The 22,789-nt window shown below is 50.9% G+C and carries 17 protein-coding genes; 5 read left to right on the forward strand and 12 right to left on the reverse strand.

All coding sequences use genetic code 11. The annotated features are described in order from the left end of the window. Window positions 1-9: 9 nt before the first annotated feature. From JNJ77_18430 to JNJ77_18455, 6 genes are all read right to left on the reverse strand, one after another. Window positions 10-1,056 (reverse strand): carbohydrate kinase, encoded by a 1,047-nt coding sequence (locus JNJ77_18430; protein MBL8824569.1) that lies wholly within the window; start codon window positions 1,054-1,056, stop codon window positions 10-12. A gap of 8 nt (window positions 1,057-1,064) precedes the next feature. Further along, window positions 1,065-2,330: an efflux RND transporter periplasmic adaptor subunit gene (locus JNJ77_18435; protein MBL8824570.1), complete on the reverse strand. Its 1,266-nt coding sequence runs from the start codon at window positions 2,328-2,330 to the stop codon at window positions 1,065-1,067. Between the two features lie 52 nt (window positions 2,331-2,382). Next, on the reverse strand, window positions 2,383-3,114 hold the full coding sequence (locus JNJ77_18440) for a ribonuclease HI family protein (GenBank protein MBL8824571.1): 732 nt from the start codon (window positions 3,112-3,114) through the stop codon (window positions 2,383-2,385). 8 nt (window positions 3,115-3,122) lie between these two features. Further along, window positions 3,123-3,716, reverse strand: coding sequence for a hypothetical protein (locus tag JNJ77_18445; protein ID MBL8824572.1), 594 nt, complete (start codon window positions 3,714-3,716; stop codon window positions 3,123-3,125). A 115-nt stretch (window positions 3,717-3,831) separates the two neighbouring features. Then, a complete protein-coding gene (locus JNJ77_18450; GenBank protein MBL8824573.1) occupies window positions 3,832-4,206 on the reverse strand; it encodes a diacylglycerol kinase family protein in 375 nt (124 codons plus the stop codon). An 8-nt stretch (window positions 4,207-4,214) separates the two neighbouring features. After that, the gene (locus JNJ77_18455; protein ID MBL8824574.1) at window positions 4,215-5,654 is read right to left on the reverse strand and encodes a DUF1501 domain-containing protein; all 1,440 of its coding nucleotides are present in this window, start codon (window positions 5,652-5,654) and stop codon (window positions 4,215-4,217) included. 134 nt (window positions 5,655-5,788) lie between these two features. On the opposite strand from JNJ77_18455, the gene JNJ77_18460 reads away from it, so the two are divergent. Further along, window positions 5,789-6,973: a pyridoxal phosphate-dependent aminotransferase gene (locus tag JNJ77_18460; protein ID MBL8824575.1), complete on the forward strand. Its 1,185-nt coding sequence runs from the start codon at window positions 5,789-5,791 to the stop codon at window positions 6,971-6,973. 55 nt (window positions 6,974-7,028) lie between these two features. On the opposite strand, the gene JNJ77_18465 is transcribed toward JNJ77_18460, so the two are convergent. The 4 genes from JNJ77_18465 to JNJ77_18480 all read right to left on the reverse strand — a co-directional run bounded on the left by JNJ77_18465 (window position 7,029) and on the right by JNJ77_18480 (window position 12,080). Continuing rightward, window positions 7,029-8,402, reverse strand: coding sequence for a Gfo/Idh/MocA family oxidoreductase (locus JNJ77_18465; GenBank protein MBL8824576.1), 1,374 nt, complete (start codon window positions 8,400-8,402; stop codon window positions 7,029-7,031). 140 nt (window positions 8,403-8,542) lie between these two features. Further along, the gene (lptB, locus tag JNJ77_18470) at window positions 8,543-9,652 is read right to left on the reverse strand and encodes an LPS export ABC transporter ATP-binding protein (protein MBL8824577.1); all 1,110 of its coding nucleotides are present in this window, start codon (window positions 9,650-9,652) and stop codon (window positions 8,543-8,545) included. Window positions 9,653-9,688: 36 nt separating this feature from the next. Beyond that, the gene (locus tag JNJ77_18475; protein MBL8824578.1) at window positions 9,689-11,146 is read right to left on the reverse strand and encodes a hypothetical protein; all 1,458 of its coding nucleotides are present in this window, start codon (window positions 11,144-11,146) and stop codon (window positions 9,689-9,691) included. A 73-nt stretch (window positions 11,147-11,219) separates the two neighbouring features. Continuing rightward, complete coding sequence (locus tag JNJ77_18480; protein MBL8824579.1) at window positions 11,220-12,080, reverse strand: ATP-grasp domain-containing protein; 861 nt, start codon at window positions 12,078-12,080, stop codon at window positions 11,220-11,222. A 49-nt stretch (window positions 12,081-12,129) separates the two neighbouring features. On the opposite strand from JNJ77_18480, the gene JNJ77_18485 reads away from it, so the two are divergent. After that, window positions 12,130-12,729 carry a nucleotidyltransferase family protein gene (locus tag JNJ77_18485; GenBank protein MBL8824580.1) on the forward strand — a complete coding sequence of 200 codons (600 nt, stop codon included), beginning with the start codon at window positions 12,130-12,132 and terminating at the stop codon, window positions 12,727-12,729. On the opposite strand, the gene JNJ77_18490 is transcribed toward JNJ77_18485, so the two are convergent. Beyond that, window positions 12,726-13,988, reverse strand: a complete 1,263-nt coding sequence (locus JNJ77_18490; protein ID MBL8824581.1) for an NAD(P)/FAD-dependent oxidoreductase — start codon at window positions 13,986-13,988, stop codon at window positions 12,726-12,728. The two genes, JNJ77_18485 and JNJ77_18490, sit on opposite strands and share 4 nt — an antisense overlap. A 76-nt stretch (window positions 13,989-14,064) precedes the next feature. Here JNJ77_18490 and JNJ77_18495 point away from each other — a divergent pair, with 76 nt between their 5' ends. From JNJ77_18495 to JNJ77_18505, 3 genes are all read left to right on the forward strand, one after another. Then, complete coding sequence (locus JNJ77_18495; GenBank protein MBL8824582.1) at window positions 14,065-16,035, forward strand: DUF2142 domain-containing protein; 1,971 nt, start codon at window positions 14,065-14,067, stop codon at window positions 16,033-16,035. A 210-nt stretch (window positions 16,036-16,245) separates the two neighbouring features. Then, window positions 16,246-20,379 carry a S8 family serine peptidase gene (locus JNJ77_18500; GenBank protein MBL8824583.1) on the forward strand — a complete coding sequence of 1,378 codons (4,134 nt, stop codon included), beginning with the start codon at window positions 16,246-16,248 and terminating at the stop codon, window positions 20,377-20,379. A gap of 65 nt (window positions 20,380-20,444) precedes the next feature. After that, window positions 20,445-21,104: a PEP-CTERM sorting domain-containing protein gene (locus JNJ77_18505; protein MBL8824584.1), complete on the forward strand. Its 660-nt coding sequence runs from the start codon at window positions 20,445-20,447 to the stop codon at window positions 21,102-21,104. A 63-nt stretch (window positions 21,105-21,167) separates the two neighbouring features. On the opposite strand, the gene JNJ77_18510 is transcribed toward JNJ77_18505, so the two are convergent. Then, entirely contained in the window at window positions 21,168-22,586 is a 1,419-nt protein-coding gene (locus JNJ77_18510) for a sigma-54-dependent Fis family transcriptional regulator (protein MBL8824585.1), read from the reverse strand. Window positions 22,587-22,789 lie beyond the last annotated feature (203 nt).

The raw sequence follows: 22,789 nt of genomic DNA on the forward strand, positions 1-22,789 counted from the left end.
TCAATCTCGTCAGGAAACTTGTTTCCACCGCTCCCAGACCTGCTTGGGAGTTGCAGTACCTGTCGTACCCAGTTGTTGAATGGTGATGGAGGCAATCAAATTGCCAAACGCCGCTGCTTCTGTCAGCGAAGCTCCAGACGCAAATGCACAGGCAATTCCAGCCGAGGTGCTGTCACCAGCTCCCACTATATCAATTGGTTCGGTTACAGCATAGCCGGGTACCTGCCTGACCTCATACTGTTGGATTCCTGAGCAATCAACATCGTGGGTGAAGCGAGCAGCCAGGAAAATACCCTCTTCACCAGAAGTACAGAAAACAGGTCGCTGTAGTTGAAAAGCCAGTGCACGGGCTGCCTGTTCAGGTGTCATGCTGTCAGTGTTCAATGCTGCCTGGCATTCAGACAGGTTAGGCTTAGCCCAGCAGTATGAAAATTGGCCGATGCGTTCCCGGCTGTCGCATAGCAATAGCTTGTTAGAGTTCGACTGTCCCAGTTCTGCCAGTTGATGCCGGATCATGGAGGTGATTACACCGGTTTCCGCCACACTGACCTGATCCAGTACAAGCAGCGCATCAACATCTTTCCACAATCTGGGAAGAGATTCGTAGAGGTAGAGTTGAACATCGCCAGGCGTTTCAGTTCGATTCTTGATGTCGAGCCGATTCAATTCACGCGACGGTGCACCCGGCTTGTTTAACATGGGTTTGGTGTAAGTGGGCGTGTGCCGCAGTGGGGTTTCCAGCAAGTAGGAAACATCGATGCCACGTTGCGTCAATGCTTTTTTGACATCGTGTCCGCGCCCATCGGTACCGATGAAGGAGAGTAGATGAATTTTACCTACCCCCAGAGCAGCCAAGTTGTTGAGAATAGTACCAGCAGCTCCGGGTGAATGTCGTATGCTAGTCACCTGGTATGCAGATAAGCCTGTTTCAATTGATGGTTCAGTCAGCGTATCATCTATTTCGAGGTATTCGTCGAGAAACAGATCACCCACAACTCCAATTCTCAATGAAGGCAGTTTTTTCAGTATAGTTCGTATCAACATGTCGCTGAGCATGTTCGACATCACTGCGCCGAGGAAAGTTTTGCTGGTTCTTTGTTGGCAAACTGGATTGGCGTTCCATCTTCCAATGCTTCCGAGCCGCGACTGATAAACGTCTCACCAGGTTTCAGACCCTTTTTGACTTCAACCCAGCCTGGTTCGCGATAGCCGAGTTCCAGGATGCGTGCCTGGGCTACCCATTCTGTCTGGCCATTTTTGCCTGTTTTCTGAATCGGGACAAAAGCCACGAATCCACGCTCATTAGGTCGAACCGCTTCTTCCGGCACCACACACGCATCCTGATTGGTTCGCAGAGGAAAGCGAATGCGAGCTGTATACCCGGCCTGCATCTGTTTCATGTCACTGGGAAAGATCTCTGACTTGCTTTCAAACATATGCGTTTCATTGTTGGCAATGGTGCTCATGTAAAACAATCTGCCACGGTATGTTTGCCTTGGAGATGCAAGCAAAGTGAATTCAACATCTGACAATTGGGGAGCCTGGACGAGTACGGAAAACATTGCAAGGTTCCGCACGGATATGCCGAATAATGGAGGAACAGCAGAAACCATTTGAGCTGTTGCATCAGCGAACGATACAGCCAGGTTACCTGTCATTCTACTGCGAACTGCAGAAGATGCACTTTCCGGAATCCAACCGACCAGTCGCAAGCGAGTTATATCGGCGATGGTAGCTACAACACCTTTTTCATCAATGTAACTACCCGCTGTTACTTTTCTTAAATTGATCCGACCTGCATATGGCGGACGGACTCGTGAGCGATTGAGTTGTATTTCTGCAAGTTGTCTGTTGGCTTCGGCTGCAGCCAACTCTGCTTCACTGGTCTTTTGTACTAGGGCAGTACGGGTACGCTCTTCTTCAGTAATGGCTCCTTTTGCATCTTCAGCACGTCTGGCAGTGTCTTTGGATTGTTCCAGCGCGGCACGAGCCCGCAGTTCATTGGCCTTGGCCAGTGATAATTGAGTCTCAAAACGCTTTTGATCAACTACCAGGAGAACGGTGTCTGGAGTGACGAATTCACCTTCACGAAACAAGACTTCGTCGACGATGCCACTGACACCTGCTGCGATGTCGGTGATGCGCTCCGCTTCGATCACACCAGGCGTTTCGACGGTGTACTGCAATGATCGCTTTTCTGCTGTGCCAATCTCGACATTGCGTTTCAAATTCACCTTGCTGGGAGGTACAGCCGGAACAGCTTGCTGATTTGCAGTGCCACAACCTGTCAAACCGAGCACAAACAATAAAAGTACGCTTTGATAATGCATGAAGTTATGCTATTTGTTCCAGGCGATACCGCATGGGGTACTCAGTCTTTTTTCATGCTTTCCTGATTGATCGTACGCTGATTATCGGCGTCTGGTTCTTCAATTCGAGTTCGCCCAGGACAACGACAGCGTCGCCTGATTGGTAATTAGAAGGAACTCGAGCATGAGCCAGTCGCCAACTCACACCATTTGCCACCACGGCATACGAATCGTTCTGTTGAGAGGTTTTCAACTTCAGCAATGAACCTTGTAGTTTTACTTTTACATATTCCTTAATACTACTCGCAGGCACGTCTGGCGGTTGTTTTTCGATCTTACGAGCAGGCTTGTTGTTAGTTGCTGATGTTGTCGATAATGGCTTGTGCAACCCCAATGATTCGATGGGCAACCTGGGATCATCCAGTGCTTCGTTGCACAATTCATCAGCAACGGTATTCTGTTCTCGGTAGACATGTTGGAAATGAACTTTACCAAGCTGTTTAATCAAGCCATCCGCAAGTGCTTTAAGTTCAGCAATCTTCTCATTTTTTACTTTGTAGACGCCAGTCATCTGTCGAACCAGCAGTTCACTATCCGCACGGATATGGACTTCATCAGCGCCTAATTCCACAGACTTTTCCAACGCACGCAGCAGGCCGTGATACTCGGCGACGTTGTTGGTCGCATGCCCCAGCTTGCCTTTCAGTTTGATTGGTGTTTCGGAGGCTCCCAGAATGTAGCATCCATAGGCAGCTGGTCCGGGGTTGCCTCGTGATCCGCCGTCGATGTTGATTGTCAGCTTCATGCCGGTAACTATTTCTCTCCAAGAATAATAATGCTGGTGGCTACCAGTCTGCTGAACCCCTGCAAGTCTTCACGTGCTACCTGCACGATGACGACTTGTCCTTTGGATAGGTTAGTACGATCACCTGGTTTTCCAGGTAGTGCAGACTCCGTGCGTTTTCGATTCGTTTTGGAGCCAGTTTTTGATTTTGAGGCATCGTCATCAGTTTGATTTTGCTTTGATTCAGAATCCTGAGAATTCTTCCTGCGCGTCGTTGACTGATTGTCTGTCGGAGCCTGTGCATTATCCAGCAATCGTATGACAGTATCTTCATGAACACGCAATTCCAGCTCTCTGGTCTTTTCCTTAAAGACAAATTCTTTGGGGACAGGAGGCCGATATTTGCCTGACGCACCACCTCGCACAGTATTATTGTTAGCTGATCGAGTGGTAGAGGTAACGAGTTCCTTGTATTCCACTTCAATCTTACTGCCTTTATCAGAGACTTTGGATATTTCGCCTTTGAAAGCTCCAATAAAGGTCAATGCTCTCGGTGATTTCTTATCTTGTGCAAAACTATCAACATGTAACAGCGACAAAAGCAGTAACAGTACCAAGTTCATGCATTTCAACATAGGATCACACCTGCCAGTATCGGGCGATGCTGGATGCAAATCAAAGATAGCAGTCAATTGAAACCCGTGCCAGTAATAAATTGAATCACTTTGATAAACTCCTTTATTGCTGAAACATGGCAAACAAGCGAGGAATAAAGATGATGCATCCGATTACCAACGCAGTCAGGCTCGCAACCAGCACTGCCCCTGCTGCAATATCAAGCGACTTCCAAAATCGATCTTGTTGATCGGGGTTTAATCCTTGAAACAATACTTCGATAGCACTGTTGAATAATTCTGCCGTAAATACCAGTCCGATACTGAAAATCAACGCGATCCATTCTGCAGATTCGATGCGCAGTAATGCACCTAACAAGATGACAATCAGGGCAACAGGAATATGAATTGAAAAACTGGCTTGTCCGGTTATTCCCCACCGGACGCCTCGAATGGCGACACGGAATTTGTCAATCCAAGTGAGAGTGGGTTTGGGCATGCTGATCTCTAAGCCAGCATCTTGTTTATAACGTGTCCATGTACATCGGTAAGCCTGAAATCACGGCCTTGGAAGCGGAAGGTCAGCTTGGTATGATCGAAACCCAGCAAATGCAGCAAGGTGGCATGCAGGTCGTGAACGTGTACTTTGTCTTCAATCGCATTAAAACCAAAGTCATCGGATTTTCCCAACACAACACCCGGTTTCATGCCACCCCCTGCAAACCACATGGTGAAGCAATTGGGATGATGATCCCGTCCATCATCGCCGCCCTGAACCATGGGCGTTCTGCCAAATTCGCCTCCCCATATGACAAGAGTATCTTCCAATAAGCCTCGTTGTTTGAGATCTTTGACGAGGGCAGTGCAGGCTTGATCGGTTTTCTTGCACTCTGCTTTCAAGCCGCTGACCAGTCCACCATGATGATCCCATGCTTCATGGAACAACTGGACAAACCGAACCCCTTTTTCAACCAGCCTTCTGGCCAGCAGGCAATTGTTGGCAAATGAAGGCTTTCCCGGTTCTGCACCATACGCATCCAACACAGCCTTGGGTTCCTTGCTGATGTCCATCAGTTCAGGAGCAGTTGCCTGCATGCGATAGGCCAGCTCAAAGGAATTAATCCTGCCAGCGATTTCGGGGTCTCCCATGAAACCCAAGCGTTCTTCATTGAGTGCCTTGAGAGCATCAAGCGTATCCCGCTGTGCTTCACGATCTATGCCAGGCGGATTCGACAGGTACAAAACTGGATCGCCTGCGCTCCGGAAAAGCACACCATTATGTGCTGTCGGCAGGAAGCCTGCTCCCCAGTTCGATTGTCCACCACTGGGGCCTTTGCTGCCCGAACTGAAGACAACAAAACCAGGCAAATCTTCTGCTTCACTGCCCAGGCCATAGGTTACCCAAGAACCGAAACTAGGCCTTCCGAATTGCTGTGCTCCGGTGTTCATGAAGATTTGCGCAGGGGCATGGTTGAATGCATCCGTCGTCATCGATTTAACGATGGTCAAATCATCAACTATGGTAGACAGGTGAGGCATCAACTCCGATATCTCGGTCTGATTCTTTCCTACCTTGTTGAATTTGAACTTTGGTCCCAACAGCTTTGAATTCGGGTTAATGAACGCTGCGCGATAGCCCTTCAATAATTCTGCAGGAGGCAATGTGCCATTGTGCTTGGCTAACATGGGTTTGTTATCGAACAGTTCCAGATGACTGGGTGCGCCAGCCATGAACAGGTAAATAATCCGTTTGGCTTTGGGAGCAAAATGAGGTTTCTTCGGAGTCAGTGGAGTAACAGACTTCTTATCACCATCCCTGCCAATCAATCCCTGGCTGAGTAGATTCATCAATCCGATAGTGCCAAGGCCAACACCGCACTCACGAAAAAACCATCTCCGTGTAAGGTGCTGTCTCTCTTGCTGAAGCAATTGCTCGATCGGTTTCATGACTTCTCTCAAATCAACCATGCAAGTTCAGTTTACACGGAAAGAACAATCCCTGCCAACTCTTTCACAACTCTAACCGTTGCGATTCATGTCACTAACATAGCAACACAAGAGCCAAAGGAGAGTAAGTACCCATGTTGCGATTGTCCAGGCTTGCAGATCAGGTGAAGCCTTCCGCTACATTAGCTGCCGGTGCCAAGGCCAAGGAAATGAAAGCTGCTGGCATCAAAGTCTATGATTTTACCCTCGGTGAACCCGATTTTCCCACCCCGCCTCATATTGTTGAAGCTGCGGTGAAGGCCATGCATGCAGGTCACACCAAGTATACCGCCGCTGAAGGCTTACCGGCGCTGAGGCAGGAACTGTGCAAGAGCTACAAACAGCGTTTTGATCTCACTTATACTCCCGATCAGGTCATCATCTCTAACGGCGCCAAGCACTCCCTTCACAATGCTCTTGCGGCATTGGTTGGCCTTGGTGATGAAGTTATCATCCCTACACCCTACTGGACCAGCTATGCTGATCTGGTCACTATGACCGGTGCGAGCATAGTTTTGGTGAACACCACCATTGAGGAAGGATTCAAACTAACTGCTGCTAAACTCAAGAGTGCCATTACACCCAAAACGCGACTCTTGATGATGAATTCTCCCAGCAACCCTACGGGTGTCACTTACTCACGAGACGAGCTTCTCGCCTTATCACAAGTGGTAGTCGAGCACCAATTGGCAGTGCTCTCAGATGAAATCTATGAGAATCTCTCCTACGACAATGTGAAGTCTACTTGTATAGCCAGCCTGCCTAGCATGCAGGAACTTACCATTGTCGTCAGTGGCGCCAGCAAAAGTTTCGCCATGACAGGGTGGCGTATCGGCTGGGCTCTTGGACCAAAGCACGTGATCAAAGCCATGGGCAACATTCAAAGTCAGCAGACGGGTTGTCCCAACAGTATCAGTCAGTATGCCGCTCTGGTTGGTTTGACCAGCGACATGAAAGCCATGAATGATATGCGAGCCGAGTTCCAGGCCCGGCGTGATCTTATCTGCAAGGGCTTGGCCAGTTTGCCTGGTATCACAGTGCATCAACCAACCGGGGCCTTCTATGCCTTCTTCAATGTGTCAAAGCACTTTGGCAAGACTTTGCATGGCATCAAGATTAACGATTCAGCTGACTTCTGCCGTGCTGCCTTGGAAAAAGTGCAGGTAAGTGTTGTTCCAGGTTCTGCCTTCGGTGCCGAAGGTTACGTTCGGCTTTCGTTTGCTTCCAGCCGGGAAGATCTGCAGGGTGGAGTGGAGCAGTTACGAAAACTGCTTTCATAAAAAGTCAAAGCTTCAAGCCTGAGCTTGAAGCTTTGAATAACATCCAATGTTGATCTTAATATTCGCGGTTCTTCTTGCGACCCGGTTCGGGAATCGGGTAAATGCCTTCGGCATTTGCTTTTACCGGAGCAGGCGAATCGATGGTGAGTTTATCCACATCGGGAGCCATCTCGTGGTCGTGGTTCATCATCTGATCCAGCGTGACTTCACTGCAAGTATGACTGGCAAGCCGACCCATGGCAGTGACCAGACTTGCCATGGCTCCACGTCGGGCTTCGTTATGAGGCTTGTCATCACGAATGGACTGAATGAGATTGTCCCATTCAAGTTGGTAGGGATTATTTTCACGAGCCTTACATTTCCAGATAATATTCTCCGTTTTCATTTGATGACCCTTGAAGGTCTTGCAGCGGGCAGGAGAATGGCCTGAAGCCGAGATGACCGCTGCACCCTTGGTGCCATGTGCATAACTGGCGAACTCTTCGCGTGCACCAGTGATACATCGGCCTTCCAGATACATCTTCGTGCCATCTTCGAAGGTGTATTCCACGGTGTAATTGTCGAAATTCTGATCGACAAAGTCTTTGCGGTAATGACGGCCACCGTTGCCTGATGCTTTGACAGGCCAGGCGTCTTTCATCCAGCAGCATTCGTCAATGTTATGGATGTAGAAGTCGCTGAATGCTCCACCACTGGCCCAGAGGAAACCGTGGAAATTGCGAATCTGGTATTCCAGTTCATTTAATTTCTCAGGTTTCTTCCTGACTTGGAAGGTTCCAACCGGGCCATGCATGCGATAAGCACGCAGCAGAGTGATGTCTCCGATCTCACCCTTTTTGATGCGATCAAAGAGTTCCTGGCGAACTTCGCAATGTCGGCACATCAGGCCAACACCTACCTTGAGGCCAGCTTTCTCCGATTCATCAGCCAAGGCCAGCATTTTTCGCGTGCTGGGGCCATCAACCGTAGTTGGCTTTTCCATGAAGACGTTGAGTTTCTTTTTGATTGCATACTGGAAGAATGGCCAGCGGAAGGCAGGAGGAGTGGCAAAGATCACCACGTCGCCGGGTTTCAACACATCCATAGCATTCTTGAATGCATCGTACCCGACAAACTTGTTTTCATCTTTCACGGCGAGTCGTTCTTCATTATCTACTCGACGTTTCAATTCATCGTAACTGGATTTCAACCTGTCTTGGAACGCATCAGCCATAGCGGTTATGCGGATGGGGCCAGACCTGGTAGCGATTGCGTTCTGGGCAGCGCCTGTGCCACGGCCGCCACAGCCAATCAGCGCAACGTCAATGGTGTTATTTTCACCAGCATGTACGCTGGGAATGCTTACGCCGGCAAGTGATGAGGTTGCGACGATTCCAGTAGTTGTTTTGATAACATCGCGACGAGAGGGGGAATTCAATCGTTCGGACACAATCTCGCTCCTGGTGTGAAAATGGCGGAATAAACCGGCGGGAATCGGTACTGATTTTATTATACAGCCGATACTAACGAAGATACTCACTCGAATGCTCAGAAGCGAGTCTAAACTTCATCTCTGCCATTTTTTCTTCATTAACCGGCTCGACGGTAAGCCCGGTCACGCAGTTTGTCGATTTGCATCCGACGTTGAGCTTCAGGTGCATAGGCGTCAAATTCGCCGCCATTTGGCTCGATCAGGCAAAAGACATGGTAGGCCATTCGGCGCAGTTCCAGATCTCGCCGTTCCAGAGCATCTACTAAATGAGGCAAGGCAGGCCTTCCGATATTGAGAAGTTCATGTTCAGCTTTATCTTTTTCCGATCCCTTCAACTGTTCAATCAATTCAAATACTCGTTCATGTTTAAGCACCGCATCTATGGTTTGAGCCGGAGCCATATTGCTCATGGACAGAATTTGCGGTGCAGCATCAGCAACGAAACCTCTTCCCTGCTGTTCTTCCGCAAAGTTCTGACCCAGGTAACGGGCAATCACTGTCTGATTCTTCACAATTTCATCTGGTGTACCTTGGGCAACCACCGATCCATCAGTGATGACATAAGACCGATCGGTAATGCGGAGGGTTTCCCGAACATTGTGATCGGTTATCAGAATGGAGATGCCTCGCTTGCACAAATTACGAACAATCACCTGAATTTCGCTGATGGTGATCGGATCGATGCCCGTAAACGGTTCATCAAGCAAAATCAAAAGAGGTTCAGTTGCCAGGCATCGGGCAATTTCCAGACGACGTTTTTCACCGCCTGAGAGCGTTTGAGCAATACTGTTTTTCAGACGATGCAGTCCGAACTCTTCCAGCTTGGCGTGGGTAATTTCCAGTCGTTGTTCTGCGTTGGGCCGTTTACCCTGCAAGGAACGTAAGCCGGGCATGGCTTCCAACACTGCAAGGATATTCTGTTCAACCGTCAACTTGCGAAAGATGCTAGATTCCTGAGAAAGGTACCCCAGCCCCAGTCGGGCACGCTGGTACATTGGCCAGTTCGTCACTGTCTTTTCTGCAAAGCTGACTTTGCCACGGTCTGGCTTCACCATTCCGGTGGTCATGCGGAAACTGGTTGTCTTCCCAGCACCATTGGGGCCTAGGAGCCCGACAACTTCACCTTGATTGACATGAAAGCCAACGCCGTTGACCACTTTGCGTCGGCCATAGGTTTTTTCAAGCCCTTCGACAGTCAGCAGCGACATGGATGTATTCCTCAGGATCTGAAACTGTCACTACGCTTAGCGAGGCGGCTGGTTAACCACCGTGCCTGAATTCAGGAAACCTGCTTTATTTGCTGGCTCATTGAATGCTGGCGCCTTCTTGGCGTTTTCCATGCGATTGATTTGTTCCAACACTTCTTCTGAAAAAGCGGGTAGTGGAGAAACAATGTTATTCTGGTAGGTACCAGCATTCACAATGTGCATGCGAGTGGGCAGCGGCTCGGTTGGTGCTGGTATGGTCGGCGAAATCCCTAGGCGTTTGAGGTAATCCTGAAATTCCGCCAACGTCCGGGGATCATTCTTCCTGGGCTCATTAGGCTTGGCTGGTGGTACCTGTTGAGGTTCAGGCTTGTTGCCTGACTGCCCTTTGCCTGAAACACCGGGAATACTTGGCAAACCACCTGGTGAAGAACTTTGTTTAGGCTCTTCAACGGGTGGTTTGTTAGCCACTGATGCAGGCGTTTTATCAGCTACTTGCTGTATGGCTGCTCCGCTCATGCCTGGAATCGTTGGTAAAGTGCTTGATTCAGCCTTTTCACTGGCTGGAAGCACTTTCGTTGTGGCATCATTTGCTTCTTCCATGCTGGCAAAAGTATTTGCGGACTTCCCAAGGCTCTGCTGACTGCCAGTTGGACTCGATTCTGATTTGGCGATTTCCGGTTGCTTGCCAGTTGCGTAATAGACCCATTGGCGCAACACGGCAAACTGATCCTTCGAGACCGGCCACTGTTTAATGTTGCCGTGAGGCTGAAACGCTCGTTGCAGCAGTTCACTTGCATCGGGCTTAACTTCGTCAACCAGTGCAAGAACGCGTTCCAGGTTGTATTTAGTCATAGCTGGCGAAGCAGGTACGCCGTTCAGTCCTCGTTTCAGGACAAAAGCACGTTTGCCTTCACTGACACCATGACATGCACCAGTACCGCATCCGCTCATCAGCGTGGGTTGTATACGCAATGCAAAATCTTGAGTAGCCTGCGGAGTCAGCATGGTTGGCCAGTCTTCGAGTTTGACTGGTTGCAAAGGCAATACTGTATTGCCGGGCAATGCAGGAATGTCTGGTGAACTGGAAGAAGGCTTATTCTGGTGTGCTATCCATTGCCGAGCTAATGTTTGTGCCTGCGAACTTCGCGGATCGGCTTTCAAGGCTGCGTTAATCTCCAGCTTGGCTTCCGCTAGTAGCTCATGATTCATGCAGAATTGTGCCAGGCGGCAATGCTCGTTGGGATCTTCAGGTACACTGCATTTCTTAAGGTAGGCATAGGCTTCTAACGGCCCTGAACAAACCTTGGCAACCATAGAAGCTGGATAACGCGATTCCCCGCTGCTGGATTTGCTGCGGATGATGTAGAAACTACCTTCCTGCACAACGCGGCCCGAGAGAACTGCTCCATTTTTGAGAAGCAGGAAATCAACCGGTGCAGGAGGATCAGCATGCAGTTGGCATACTATCCCCAGCAATACAAGAACTAGAGCCATCCATGGCTTCATACGGTATCCCATAACCCCGCACTATAACGAGGTTGCCAATCAGGTCAAGGCAGGAACTCATTCATATTCTTTCGCAATAAATAATTCTTGCGATTATCTCCTCCAGCAAATTCTCCGTAACGGCATGCCGCAACCATAGATAACTTGTCGTCAGTCGCGGATTTATTTCGATGGCTACATCCTGATCTTCTCCCAAAACTGCATCAATGCCGACGTAACCATTCAGACCGGGGATGTTAGCAACAGCCTGGCAGGCAATGTTGATGGTTCGTTGTTGCAGCATTTCATCCTGCACCAACTCGCCTCCGAGGTAGCGAAATCTACCATCAGTAGAAATATGTTGCTTGCAGGGGGGCAGTGGGGTGATTTCGCCATCGGGTGCTATGAGCAATGCTGCGCTGACGGCCTGCCCCGGATGGTATTCCTGAAGGATTGCATCTGATCCGAGTTGTTCGCCGTTCCACCAGGCGATGTCGAGTGAACCGGCACCGTAGCGGTGTTTGCGAAGGAATTTGCCTGGCTGAATGAGTGGAGAGTCAGGCAACCAGGTCATTGGAGTCAAAACATGATGCATTTGCCAATGCTGGTAGAGGTTCCATTTGTCTGCAGTGAATCGAATGGCTTCCGAATTGGGGCCAAGAAGTGGGCAACATGCATCTTCAACACTTTTAACACATGCTTGGAGGATGCCATCAAATTCTGGAGCAATGATTAAGGCGCAATCGGCTTTTCGAGCAGTTTCATACAATCTTTCCGTGAAGCCGGTTGATGAGTCAGAAACCGCAACCGGTTCCCAGCCATGAAGTTGCTGGGCATCTTCCCATACTGCATCGAACATGGCTCGGCCTTCCCGCCGCACTGATTCGGGCAAGTTGGCTGAAGCAGATTGAGCACAGGCATGTTCGTAGATTAAAAGCTTCATCGCTGTTTCTGCACTTGAGATTTTATCTGTTCACAGATACGCTTTAAGCATGAGCAAGGCTATTGAATTGCAGCCGGTGACCTGGGAAAGGATGATGCGTGCCGTGGAGAAAGTGCGCGAGAGATTATTGCGTGCAACACAAGCACTGGAACAGGCTGGTATTCCGTATGCCGTGGTTGGTGGCAACGCTGTAGCAGCCTGGGTATCGCGGGTGGATGAATCTGCGGTACGTAATACTGCGGATGTCGATTTACTTATCAATCGTTCGGATCTTTCAGCCGTAACCATGGCACTGGAGCAAGCCGGCTTTCGCTATCGTCATGGCGCAGGCATTCATATGTTTCTCGATGGCCCCAATGCCAAAGCGCGTGATGCTGTGCATGTACTGTTTGCTGGTGAGAAAGTACGGCAAGAATATGTAAGTACAAGTCCGCTGGTTACTGAATCGGTCACCGCACAACTTGCCAATTTCAAGCACATTGATTTAGAAGCACTTACAAGAATGAAACTGAACTCGTTCAGAGATAAGGATCGAATGCATCTACGTGATTTAATTTCGGTCGGCTTACTAGATCAATCGTGGCCTGCACGGTTCGAACCGCCCTTGGCTGCCCGGCTGCAGGAACTGCTGGATAATCCCGAAGACTAATCTTCACTCATCGAACGTCCTGCCAGCCAGCCTGTGCTGAATGCTGCCTGGAAGTTGTACCCGCCAATCGGGCCATCAATATCGAGAACTTCCCCTGCCAGCCAGAGGTTTGGTACGATCTTACTTCGCATGGTGCTTGAATCGACTTCTTTCAAATGTACTCCGCCTGCTGTGACCTCCGCTTTGGGGAATCCCAATGTGCCTTGCAAGACGAACTCGGTTGATTTGATCCATCTCAGCACATTGGTACGTTCCGATTTGTTGAGTTCAGACATTTTTCTATCCATCGGCACCTGGGCCTGCTGCATCAGGGCTTCGACCAGGCGGTGTGGCAACTTTTGTCCCAAAAGAGTTGCTACCTGCCGTTTGCCACCAGCGTTTGCTTCCTGCAGAAGCCATTGCTGTAACGCTGCATCGGTGTCGTCAGGCAGCCAGTCGCATCGCAGACGCAACTGTTTAGGATGCGGATGGCCTGTGTAAGCCCGGCTCACATTCAGTGCTGCAGGGCCGGAACAGCCCAGATGCGTGAAGAGAAACGATGAACGGGCTGTGTGCAGAATCTGCTTTCTGCCCGATTGCGTAGTGTCGATCATGGCTACTATCGTATCTGGCAACGTGATGCCCTGCAGAGCCTGCGCCCACGGTATCTGCCAGGTGAAAGGCACGAGAGCAGGGCGGGGTGGCACAATCGTGTGTCCCAGTTCACTGAGCCAGGCATATGCATCGCCGGTGGTGCCACAGCCAGGGTACGATTGCCCACCGGTGGTTATCATCAATCGCTTGCAGGTATAATCCTGTTGCGTGGTTTGGACCTGCCAATGCTGTGCATCGTTTAACTGAATGAGTTTTTGAACCGCTTCCCTTAGTTGAAGTATTGCGCCACTGCGATTTAGACGTTTCACAAATCCATGCTGGATATCGACAGCACTATCGCTGGCAGGGAATATCTTGCCTGTGGACTCAGTCTTGAGTTCTATCCCCTCTGACTCCACGTAATGAATCAGATCCTGCGGGCTGAGGGCGGCCAGCGGCGAATGCAGGAATTTGCCCTGATAATCGGGGAAGGCGGAGATGATGCCTTTACGGTCGGTAGCATGCGTCAGGTTGCAGCGGGTGCCTCCCGACATCAGAATCTTGACACCAGGCTTGGGCGCCTTTTCCAGAAGCAGCACCCGTTTGCCACCTTCTGCGGCACGGGTAGCGCCAATCAGGCCGGCAGCGCCTGCTCCGATCACTATGACATCCCAGACATTCGTCATCTCATTTCTCTGGTTCCAAACTGTCTCCACATTGTACGATAGGAATGTTGACTCTTGAAATCTTCTGGTTGTTTCGATGCAGGCCAAGTTTCCCCAGTATCGACATGCACTCCTGCTGGTGACACTTCTGGGGATGTTGCTTCTCTGGCTCGTTGGCTATCTCGCTCCAGTTCAAACGATTTGGGAGAAGAATGATGCGACCTTCCTGAAACGGACAGTCAAGCAGCTTGAAGGAATTCAGATCGATGCTGCGGGGAATTATCAAACAGGGACTGTTTCCGGTTGGCTGGAATGGACGGATGATTCACTCAAAGGACTGCAATATCTGAAGCTGTCTCTGCAGGCATCCACGGTTGTACAATCGGATCAATGGCTTTTACAGTTCAAGACAAACAATGTCGATTATTATGATCCCGATTACCTGCGTACCCGGACGCTACATCCACTGGTTGAATACCGGGGTGACTTCGCAGAAATAACGTGGTTTCTGCCAGAACCTGCTACCGCATTTCGCGTGCAGGTTCCTTCTTTAACTCGTTTTAGTCTGAATCAGTTTGCCGCTGCGGGTATTGATCCTACACAGCACGCAAGGCATTATCAACTGCTGGTCTTGAAACTGGTGCTCTTGTCTCTCACTCTTGGCAGCTTCATCTGCTGGTTGATTGGTATCTGTTCCGCCGGTTTCACAGCATTGAACCTGAATGGACTTATCAGCACTGGCATTTTACTGGTGCATGGCATAGTTCTGATATTCCTTCTTCCCCCTTTTCAAGGCCCTGATGAGAACAGGCATTGGAAAGCTGCGATGAAACTGTATCGATCTGATGGCCAGCAAGGTTCCATCCTGCATAGCCTGCCCGGCATACTGAATGCAGAGAAGCCACGCTGGCGTTCGGAGGTTCCTTTTCAGGCACTTCGTCTCAAATCGCTGAAAGATCATGCATTGCAACCTGCTGAGAACATTGATGTAGGTTACGTCAAGCATTGGGGTTATCCGCTGGTGGGTTTGATTTCGACCGTCTTTCCCACCGTTACAAGCGTTCAGGAAGCACTCTGCTTTTACTTCCTTTGCAGAATGGTTCCGTTACTTCTGCTCGTATTGCTGGTGTATCAGTCCTGGCAGATGGGTGCAGGCTCATGGACACTGGTAACCTTCTGTTCGCTGCCTCTGGTGTTGCAGCAATCGACTATCATCTCAACGGATACGGTTCCCATCCTTGGTACGTTTGCCGTGATGCTGTTGCTGATTCACCTGCGTTCATTATCATCTACATTCAGTTGGATAACTGTTTGGCTCATTTGTTTACTGGTGATTGCCGCCAAGCCGCCCATCTATGCATTGATCGTGCTGTTGCCTCTCAGTGAATTGAACTGGAAACGATGGTTGCGTTGGCAATTCGTGGTACCTGCACTTGCTGTTATCATGCTAATAGCTGCGGCAGGCATCTGGTTGCTTTGGCGAGTGGTGGATAGTGCGGGCATGGAACTGGGTAAGGAAGCCAGGCTGCAACTGCAATACCTGATGACCGGCGAGGGCATTGCTCAATTCATCCAGGCTGCGATGGAATATCCCGGGCGGTTTCTGAATCCTTCAGCCTGGTGCGGGCCGTTAGGATGGCTTGATACCAACATTTCGCCTCAACATGTGTCGCTGTTGCTGACCAGCCTTTTGATTGCAGTCTGCTTCGATCTTGCTGCCTGGTTCAGGCAATCGGGTTCGTGGAATGAAGCAGCTTTCTATAAGCTGCTTACGACCGTTGTAAGCGTGATCGTGATGGGCCTCATTGTCTGGTGGAGCCTGGCTCTGGTGATGTATCTGACGATAACGCCTTACCAGGCGGATAGTATTGTGGGAATGCAGGTGCGTTACATGTTCCCGGTGCTGATGGCGTTGATTCTGTGGCCAGTCCATCGGTTCAAGACCTGTCTTTCTCCGGTGTCTGAAACACAGCAGCAATGGAGGTTGCCTGGTTATGTGCTTTTGTTTTTAGCGCTATGCCGGGTTATTTTCCTGGCTGGCGATTTGCAGTTACGGTATTGGGGTTAATTTCTGGTTTGTGGTCATCTCGCTCCGTCGAGATGATGGGATCGCGCGATGTGAGTAAATATTCCGCGCGACTTACCCCCTCACCCCGGCCCCTCTCCCACAAGTGGGAGAAAGAGAACATTCAGCAGGAATCTGCTTGACTTCAATAATTGTGCCGATTCAAATCCTACTTATTATCCCACAACGCTCGCCCGAGTGAGGAACGTGAAGATGCTGCGCCGATCCAATTCATCATCCAATCAACACCGAAGCGTTCGCTTAAACCTGGAACATCTCGAAGACCGAACCGTGCCTGATGCCGGGCTGACATCCAAGCTGTCGCTGCTTCAGCCGAAGGATAGTGCACCGGCTACGCATAATCTATACACGCTGACCGAGGTGATGGTGCAGTTTGCCAACGCCAATGGCCTGGCCGCGTTGCAGCAGGCCATGAAGCCGGTCGGGCGCAATGTGGCTATCGCTCCGGTTCAATTTGACTGGGGCAACAGCTTCCAGATTTTTGCAACGCAGCAGGGTTCGAGCGTTCTTCAGGTGGGGTTGCAGCCTGGCACTACACCCAAAGCTGCGGTGGCGTATCTGAGTTCGATCAAGGGAGTGGAATGGGCTGAACCCAATTATCTCTATCAAGGTGATCCGCGTGATTTCACGCCTAATGATACTCAGTACGGCAGTCAGTATCATCATCCGCTGATGCAGAATAATCTCGCGTGGGATTCGACGCTAGGTTCTCCTACGGTGCGAATTGCAGTGCTGGATGATGGTGTTGCCACCAACCATCCTGATTTAAGTGCCAACATCTGGGTGAATCCAGGAGAATTTGGTGGCGAAGTTGGTGTCGATGATGATGGCAATGGCTACATCGATGATCTAAATGGCTGGGATACGCTCAGCAACGACAATAACCCTAATCCGACAGGAAGCAACACACACGGTACTCACGTAGCAGGCATTGCTGCAGGGCGCACGAACAATGCAACAGGCATTGCTGGCGTGTCGGGCAACTCGAAACTGGTGCCTGTTCGCTGGTATGATGGTGCCAGTTGGCCAGCCTCGGTGGTGGCAGCAAGTTATGCCTATGGCGTGGCGAACAACATCAAGGTCTTCAATGCCAGCTACAACTTTGATGGATGGGTAGGGAACAACACTGTCACCGCAGCAATGGATTTGGCCTACAACAGTGGCGCCTTGCTCTTTAATTCAGCGGGAAACAACGGCGAACTCAATCCGGCTCGGCAGGCATTTGAACAGGTGATCCTGATCGCCAGCACAACCAGTACCGATGCGAAGAGCGGATTCAGCAATTATGGATTTGGTACCGATCTCAGTGCGCCTGGCAGTGGCATTCTTTCGACCACAACCAATAATGGTGGAACAACATTCAATTACGAATTTTTCGATGGCACCAGCATGGCAACTCCCAATGCAGCTGGTACTGCCATGATGGTCTGGTCGCATAACCCCACGTGGACACGAGATCAGGTCATTGCACGGATGGTAGGTCTGGCTGATGATATCAGTGCCCAGAATCCAACCATTGCTCTCGAACTGGGCGGTGGTCGTGTCAATACATACAAGGCCATGCGGGCTGATCTGTTTGCCTTGCCTGAACCACGCATGAAACGGCTGACTGGTCTGCCAGCAGATAACTCATCAATCAACACACCGCCTACCGCCTTTTCGCTGGATGTGGCGAATGTGCTTGATCCGGCAACCGTTTCACTTTCACAATTTGAACTACGTGGTGATGGGCCTGACAATACTTTTAATACCGGCGATGATGTACTGATTCCGATCAGTCTGCCTGCCGGGTTCAATTACCGGGTTGGCACTAACCGGTTTGATTTCACCATCAACGGAACCATGCTGCCTGATAGATATCGTTTCAGTGCGCTTTCCGGAGCGAATGGATTGAAAGACCCGTTTGGCCAGCAGCTTGATGGGAATGGCGATGGGAATCCGGGAGATAACTATACCAGAACCTTCACAATCAATGCCCCCAGCCTGGCGGGTACGGTCTTCCACGATTTGAATGGCAACGGCACGGGTGACCCGGGCGAGCCTGCCATTGCTGGTCAGCAGGCTTATCTCGATTTGAATCTCAATGGACAGTTTGATTCCAACGCTCAGACATTCAACAGTGGCACGCTCAATATCAACATCCCGGATAACAATACAGCATGGACCAGTGCACCGATCGTTGTGAGTGGTATGACAGGGACGGTCACCGACATCAATGTGCGGATCAATCTTTCGCAGACCTATACTGGTGACATGGAATTCAGGCTGCTGGGTTCCAACGGGTCCACGATTGTCAACCTGATAACGCAGCGTGGCGGCAGTGGTGACAATTTCATCAACACGGTACTGGATGACCAGGCAGCCAACCCGATCAGTTCGGGTAGTGCTCCATTTACTGGCAGCTTCCAGCCTGAACAGCCGCTTTCTGCGATGAATGGCCTTAACCCCAATGGCACCTGGACCCTGCAGGTTCGTGATATTGCCAGTGGTGATTTGGGTGTTCTTCAGAACTGGTCAATTTCAGTAGGAACGGGAATCCCTGAGCCGACAGCCACTGCCGATGTAAACGGTTTTTATCGCTTCTTTGGCATGAGCGCTGGTAATTACCGCATTCGAACCATTGTTCCTGCAGGGTTCAATCAAACCAGTCCGGCGAGCGGATATTATGATGTCTCGCTGCCACCCGATGGTTTCATCGGCAATCTGAATTTCGGCCAGGCACAGCAGAACACGATTTACGGCAATGTCTACAACGATCTGGATGGCAATGGCAACCAGAATGGTGGCGAAACGGGTCTGGGCACCAGAACCGTGTATGTGGATGCCAACAACAACAATATCTATGACGCAGGCATTTACACTGTCAATTCGGGCACGCTCAACATCAACATTCCTGATAACAATACCGCCTGGACCAGTGCACCGATGGTGGTTTCGGGTGTTGCAGGAAGCATCGCTGATGTGAATGTTCTGGTTAATCTGACTCAGACCTACACCGGCGACATGGAATTCCGGCTGCTCGGACCAGGCGGTTCACAAATTGTCAATCTGATCACGCAACGTGGCGGTGGTGGCGATAATTTCGTCAACACGGTACTCGATGATGAAGCAGCGGTTGCCATCAGTGCAGGGTCCGCACCGTTTACGGGCAGCTATCGTCCTGAGCAGTTACTTTCGGCTTATGATGGACTCGTAGCCAATGGTACCTGGACGCTACAGGTTCGCGATATCGCAGGCGGCGACCTGGGTGTGCTGCAGAACTGGTCGCTGATCATCACTGATTCTACTGCGGAGAGATTCAGCAACACCGATGCAGCAGGCAACTATGTCATGTCGGGCATGCCGGTTGGCGCCTATCTGCTGCGAAGTGTACCCCAGGTTGGATGGAAGCCAATCAACCCAGACTTCGGACAAGGCATTGCAGGCACAATGAATGTGGGTGAATCGCATTTCTCCAGATCGTTTGGCCTGCAGCAGGATAGCATTGCACCGTCTATTCAGTCCATCGTTCGCACGGGTAGCAATCCGACCAATGCCGGCAGTGTACAGTTTACGGTGGGATACAGTGAAGCCGTTGCTGGTGTGTCGGCAGCCAACTTCGGCCTGATAACAGGTGGCGGCATCGCTGGCGCCAGCATTTCTTCCGTATCTGGATCGGGCAACACCTGGACCGTAACCGTGAATACGGGGACCGGCGATGGTACGATTGGCCTCAATCACACCAGCGGCGTGGGCATCACCGATCTGGCATTGAACCCACTCACCAGCGGCAACTTTACCGGCGAAGCCTACACGATAGACAAGACTGCACCAGTGGTGCAAGCCTACCGTGTTATCTTCGGCAATAATCAATCGTACAACCTGATAGGCAGTACGCGCTTCACGTTGCCCTGGCAGGTTTCCGCCATTGAAGTGGTATTCGATGGGCCCGTCACTGGCGCTACCGGTTCGCTGGTTCGTACCAATGGCAGCCTGCCTATAGCATCCTTTAATGGTTCAGGAACCAATACTCTTCGCTGGACGTTACAGAACCTGTTGATGACCGACCGTGTGTTCAGTGAACTGGCAGGTTCTGGCGGCAGCACGATTTCCGACCAGGCTGGCAATGCACTGGGCAACGGCACCAATTACTCCCGCAACTTCAATGTGCTCTGGGGCGATGTGAACGATGATGGCTTCGTCAGCATTGCGGATGCACAACTGGTGAACATCCTTATTCGCAACAGCCAATACAGCCTGTTTGGCGATATGAATGGCGACGGTGTTGTCAATAATGCCGATACGCAGCTTGCCCGCCAGCGGGTTGGCCAGCAATTGCCAGCTTAATTGTTTGACTTGAAGCAGCGACTTGTTCTAATGAAGCACCTAGGATTTGCAACAGGGAGTGATACATGCAGTGGTTGAATCGATGGATGCTGGCTGGGCTGGCGCTCTTCTGTCTTACTGGTTTAGCCGCTGCCCAGGCTGCATTGCAGATCATTGTGGGAAGCGCTACCGCCAGTTCGCCTTCAACGGGTAATACTTTTGAAGTGAGCATTACCAATGTAGGGAATGCTCCGAGTGCACCGCTGGCCGGGTTTTCTTTTGGAATATCGGTGCCGGGCGGATCGGGAATTACGTTTACCAATGCGACCATCTTGACAGCACTCAATCCCTATCTGTTTTTGGGCCAGTCATCCACTCCTCCATTTTCCAATACGGCATTTCCGAATCAGTCGTTCATTGCTACTGATCTGTATGCCACGGCTGGTGGCGTGCCTGTTCTGCCTGGGCAGACCTTTGGGCTGGGATTGATTTCGTTTGATGTGGCAGTTGGCTCCAGTGATACTACGGTAACGTTGGCTGGGTTTCCTGCTACCGGCTTGAGCGATGAAAATGGAAGCACGGTCGATTACGATGGATTTAATGGCCTGATAACCATTGCAGCAGTGCCTGAACCAGCGACCTGGGGCATGATTGGTTTGAGTACGATGGCAGCCGCTGGCTTGTGGTATCGGCAACGCAGGAATCAGAAGCTGGCACTTGAGGCGAGATTATCAAAGGAAGATTAACTGTTAAACACCAATCGAAAACGGCAGGAGATACTCCTGCCGTTTTCGTATTTCAGCGTCAACTTAGCCTGCCTGGCGTTTTTCGTCCTGCCAGGCGTTGAGGCGGTTGTAGAGCGTTTTCAGGCTGATGCCTAGTTCAGCAGCGGCGGCGGGTTTGTTGCCCTGGTGTTTGTTCAGCACGCCGAGGATATGATCCATTTCTACATCTTTGAGTGAACGCCCATCGGGGCCGGTTGCTTGCGTCGCTGCGACGGCTGGTCGTGCGGCGCTGATCGGCACGGTTGCAGCCTGGCTGACTGCCTTGACATAGTATGGCAGATGATCGGCCTGGATGGGACCGCCCCCGGCAATGATGAATGCATGCTCCATGGCGTTGGCGAGTTCACGAACGTTGCCCGGCCAATCGTGTTCGAGCAGGGCATCAATCGCTTCAGGAGTGAGCACCTGTTTGGCATAAGAGATATCTCGGCGGGCTGCTCGGGCCAGCAGATGCATGGCTAAGTCGGGTATATCAGTTCGACGTTCCCGCAGAGCAGGCAGCTTGACTTCAAAGGTATTGACCCGGAAGAAGAGGTCTTCGCGGAAGGTGTCAGCTTTCACCATTTCGCGCAGATCGCGGTTGGTGGCGCACAATACCCGCACATCCGTCTTGAAGGGTTCCGTTTCGCCCACTCGACGGATTTCTCGTGATTCGAGGAAACGGAGCAGCTTCACCTGAATGTTCTTGTTGAGTTCGCCTAGCTCATCCAGAAACAATGTTCCGCCGTTGGCGACTTCAAATAGACCTTTGTGTTCACGATCAGCGCCGGTGAACGCGCCTTTGCGATGGCCGAACAGTTCACTCTCAGCCAGTTGTTCTGAGAGTGCCCCGCAGTTAACAGGAATAAAGGGCTTATCTGCCCGCAGGCTTTGCTGAACGATAGTACGAGCCACCAGTTCCTTGCCGGTGCCAGTTTCGCCCAGAATCATCACAGTACTCTCGGTGGGAGCAATGCGTGTGATGAGGCGGTGTACCGATTGCATAACTGGCGAATCACCAATGAGGATCGTCGGCCCTTCAGCAGCTTTGACGCGGCGTTCCAAAGCGATGGTTTTGTTGACTAAATCTCGCTTCTCAGCAATACGACGCAGCAGGCCTTCGAGGTCAGCAAGCCGACATGGCTTGGTGAGATAATCAAACGCACCCAGGCGTACCGCCTGCACGGCAGTATCGACGCTGGCGTAGCCTGTCAGAAGTACCACTTCGGTGGAAGGGCTGAGATGCTTGATCTGTTCGAGGACATCGATGCCGGTCTTGTTGGGCATCTTGATGTCGAGCAGAGCGACATCAAACGGGCCTTTTTCGAGTGCCTTGATGGCTGCCATGCCGTCCTGACAGATGATGACCTCATGTCCCAGGCCAGGGAGTTCGCTGCGCATGAATTCGCGGAGCGACGGTTCGTCGTCAGCGAAGAGAATGCGTAGGCCTTTGCTGGTTGCCATGTTCTATCCTTACCGTGTCGGGCGTTACCGTGTCGGGCGTAGCGCCGCTGTGATGCCAAGGTTGTGAGTTTGCGTCAAGGGGAAATGAGAGCTTAGAGCAATCAAAAGTTGTCTCCCGTGTACTGCGATCCCTTTGTGATCGTTGTGTTTTTGCTTTCCCCCGACCGGTGGTCTTCGACCACTGGCTACCGTTTTTGACCCCT

It is taken from the genome of Planctomycetia bacterium, assembly GCA_016795155.1.
In the GTDB taxonomy this organism is placed as follows: Bacteria; Planctomycetota; Planctomycetia; order Gemmatales; family HRBIN36; genus JAEUIE01.